The following is a 1,057-nucleotide window of genomic DNA, read 5'->3' as shown; positions in this document are numbered from 1 at the left end:
CTAGCTAATTTACGATGATTACATTTACGTCCTAGAACTTAACTATACAGAGGCTTTGAGTGTTTTCGGAGATGTCTAGTGCCACACTCTTTCAATCGGATTCAATTCCGGGCTGTATGGTGGTTGAAAGAGTAATAAAATATTATCCGGTATTTTTAGGCTGCTACTATAATGAAACCTCCCATTGTCTAGTTGAACAATATTTAAATATTCGGGATATTCAGATGCTAACTGGTCTAAGAACATTTGAAAACATATGCCATCCAGATGTGAAAATTCCAGCCACAGGCTTTCTCCTGTTTGTGGGGCGACTGCCCCATATAAATAATAGGCTTTAAAATTCCATTGTACTTTACCTATTGGTTTGACTCCCAAAGCTGTAATCTTTTTTCTTTCAATCGTTTTTAAGCCAAGTCTAGTTTCATCTTGACACCAATATTTGGGTCCTTTTTTTGCTGGACTTGGAGTAGTAGACTCTAACCGAGCGAGCTGTTTTGAGCAAATTTTTTAGTTTTTTTTTAAACTCGATAGCTGCTGAAACATCTTTTTTGTTACTATAGCAATCCTAAATGATTTTCTCGGTGTAAATATATTGACGTATTTTGGGAAAATCAAATTTATGTTCGTTAGTAAAAAACTCAAATAAAAATTTGACAATCTTAAAAGACCTACATAAATACCAATACTTTCTTAAAAAGTTTTTAGCTTGTAACCAAATATCTTCAACGGGATTCTGTTGGGGAGCATTGGGAGCAAATAAAATACAAGTAATTGACCAATTCTCAGGTTCTTTGTCACCATTTAGTTCTAATAAAAAGTCTCTAAATTCTCCATATTTATGATAACTAGCTCCATCCCAAATCAAGATAATTTGGCGATTTTTATATTTATCTTGTAAGTATTTTATGAAGGTAACTGTTGATTTTCCATCACCAGATGGATGGCTCTGAATATGGAATTCTTTGCTTTGATAATTGAGTGCCAAAATAAGTTTGTCTATCTTTTTCATTGGTAATTGGGACTTCAATTCTGATTTTTGATTGACCCCAAACATAAC

Annotated in this window: 2 protein-coding genes; both read right to left on the bottom strand. The window is 33.5% G+C overall.

What is annotated here, in order from left to right:
• Nucleotides 1–75: 75 nt before the first annotated feature.
• Nucleotides 76–504 (bottom strand): IS630 family transposase, encoded by a 429-nt coding sequence (locus QUA02_RS33500; RefSeq protein ID WP_333034041.1) that lies wholly within the window; start codon nucleotides 502–504, stop codon nucleotides 76–78.
• Between the two features lie 61 nt (nucleotides 505–565).
• A partial coding sequence (locus QUA02_RS33495) for a transposase (RefSeq protein WP_333034039.1) occupies nucleotides 566–1,057 on the bottom strand: 492 nt, incomplete at its 5' end.

The sequence above is a fragment of the Microcoleus pseudofavosus SVA1_A4 genome, from assembly GCF_036700565.1.
GTDB lineage: Bacteria > Cyanobacteriota > Cyanobacteriia > Cyanobacteriales > Microcoleaceae > Microcoleus.
Note: the sequence above shows the minus strand (reverse complement) of the source record. Positions and strands in the feature narration are given on the sequence as shown.